At 78.4% G+C, this 2,352-nt stretch carries 3 protein-coding genes; all 3 read left to right on the forward strand.

The genetic code is table 11. The annotated features are described in order from the left end of the window. Positions 1–161: 161 nt before the first annotated feature. Positions 162–842, forward strand: a complete 681-nt coding sequence (locus tag ACFU0Y_RS17915) for a hypothetical protein (RefSeq protein WP_380216285.1) — start codon at positions 162–164, stop codon at positions 840–842. A gap of 128 nt (positions 843–970) precedes the next feature. Further along, positions 971–1,534 (forward strand): copper resistance protein CopC, encoded by a 564-nt coding sequence (locus tag ACFU0Y_RS17920; protein WP_380216287.1) that lies wholly within the window; start codon positions 971–973, stop codon positions 1,532–1,534. A gap of 150 nt (positions 1,535–1,684) precedes the next feature. Next, the coding region (locus tag ACFU0Y_RS17925; protein WP_380216289.1) for a copper chaperone PCu(A)C at positions 1,685–2,352 on the forward strand (668 nt) is incomplete at its 3' end.

Raw genomic sequence — 2,352 nt, forward strand, 5'->3', positions numbered from 1 at the left:
GCCCCGCACCGGGGCCGCCCCTTCGGCGTACCCGGACCCGGCGGCGTGTCCCGCGGCCCGGGATTGGTCCGGCGCCGGGGGCGGCGCGCATAATGGGACCACAATCAGTGGGACCACGAACGACGGGGCCGCCGGGCCCGCTGCGAGACGGGAGGTGCGGTGTGGACCCACGTGCACGCCGTCTCGCCCGCGGCTGGGCCGGGGCCGGCATCGCCACCTCCGCCGCCGTCCTCTCCCACGCCGCCGCCGACGGGCAGGCCCCGCCGGCGGTGCTCGTGCTCCTGTCCCTGGCCCTGTCCGGGCCGCTGTGCATCGCGCTGGCCGGCCGGGTGCTCTCCCGGTCCTCCCTGCTGCTGGGCGTGCTGCTCAGCCAGTCCGTCCTGCACGCCCTGTTCGCCGCCTCCGGCGGCGCCGGCGCGGTGTCCCGGGCCACCAGCTCCTCCCTGCACCACGCGGCCCAGCACGGCGCCGCGGCCGGCCCCTACGGGGCAGGTCCCGCGCTCGTGCTGGAGGTCCAGACCCACGCCGAGCACGGCGGCACCGCCATGGTCGTCGCGCACGTGCTGGCCGCGCTGGCCGCCTACGTGCTCATGCGCCACGGCGAGGTCGCGGCCGTGGTCCTGCTGGAGGCGCTCCGGCTGCGCGTGCGCCGCCGGCGACCGGTCCGGCCGTCCCCGGTGGTCGCCCACCGGCCCAGGTCCGTGCAGGCCGGGCGCCCGCACGTGCTGACCGACCAGGCGCTGCTGCGTCCCGTGCGCTCCCACCGCGGACCGCCGCGGCCCCGCCGTCGCCCCCTGCCGCCGGTCCTCCACCCGGGACCCGCCACGCTGCCCGCCGGCTGAACCGGCCGGCCGCGGGGCGCCGTCCGGGAACGCGGGCCCCGGCAGGACGTCCGACGGCCTCCGCACGCCGCCCGGCCGACCCGGCCCGGTGGCCCGGCCCGACGCCGCCCGGCCCACGAGGAGATCCCATGCCCACGCCCACCACCCGACACGCCGCCGCCCTGCTGACCGCGGGCGCGCTCACGCTCCTGCCCCTGCTGCCCGCCTCCGCGCACGACGAGCTCACCGCCGTCTCGCCGGAGCCCGGCTCCGTCCTGAGCACCGCCCCGGAGGAGCTCGAGCTGACCTTCTCCGGCGAGATCATGGACATCGGCCACCAGGTGCAGGTCACCGACTCCGAGGGGCGCTCCGTGACGGAGGGCCCGCTCGAGCCCGAGGGGAACCGGGTCGTCCAGCCCCTGGCCGAGGGCGGCGCGGAGGACGAGACCTACCGCGTGGTCTGGCGCGTCGTCTCCGGCGACGGGCACCCCATCGAGGGGACCTTCAGCTACGACGTCGGCTCCGGTGCCGAGCCCTCGGCGGAGCCGACCCCCGCGGAGGGGGAGGACACCGTCGCGAGCGCCCAGGACACCGCGGACCGCGCCTCGTCCGGGGACGTCCCGCTCTGGCTCGTCGCGGTCGTCGGCGGAGCCGTGGCCCTCGCCGTGCTCGGCCTGGTGAGCCTCGTGTCCAACCGGCGCCGCAAGGGCTGAACCGCCCGGGGCCGTCCGGGTCCCGTCCCTGCTCACCGCAGGCCCGCCGTCCCGGGGCGCACGCGCTGCGCCCCGGGACCGCCGCCGCACCGCCCTTCGGCGGCGTGCCGTCCGTCGCGCACGCCTCGTCAGCCACGTCCAGGAGCACCCATGCCCACGCCCACGCCCACGCCCACGTCCAGGTCCACCTCCATCGCCACGCCCTCCGCGCTGCTGCGCACCACCACCGTCCTCGCCCTCGCCGCCCTCGCGCTGACGGGGTGCACGTCCCCCGCCCAGGGCACGGCCCCGTCCGCCCCGTCCTCGCCCTCCCCGTCCGCGAGCCCCTCCTCCCACGACGACGGGGGCGCCGCCGCGCCGGAGCCGCTCGCCGTGGAGCAGCCCTGGGCGAAGGCGGGCCCCGCCGGAGGCATGACCGGCGTCTTCGGCACCCTGGTCAACGACGGCGAGGACCCGGTCGTGCTCACCGGCGCGGGCGCCGAGGGCGTCGCCGGGGCGGTCGAGCTGCACCGGACCGTGCTCGACCCCGCGAGCGGCAGCACGGTCATGCAGCGCACGGAGGAGCCGGTCCGCATCGCGCCGGGGGAGTCCTACGCCCTCGAGCCCGGGGCGGAGCACATCATGCTCCTGGACCTCCGGTGCGAGCTCCGGGCCGGCGACGAGCTCGAGCTCGTCCTGCGCTTCGAGGACGGGACCGAGCAGACGGTCACCGCCGCCGTCCGCGACTACGCGGGCGCCCGTGAGGAGTACGCCCCGGGCCACGGCGAGCACGACGGCCACGACGACCACGTCGAGCACCACGGGCACGACGGGAGCGG

Source organism: Kocuria sp. NPDC057446, from assembly GCF_042802875.1.
GTDB lineage: Bacteria > Actinomycetota > Actinomycetes > Actinomycetales > Micrococcaceae > Kocuria.

What these genes read in the sequence shown, in the direction of transcription:
- ACFU0Y_RS17920 (WP_380216287.1), top strand. Translation starts at nt 971, where the DNA reads ATGCCCACGCCCACCACCCGACACGCCGCCGCCCTGCTGACCGCGGGC.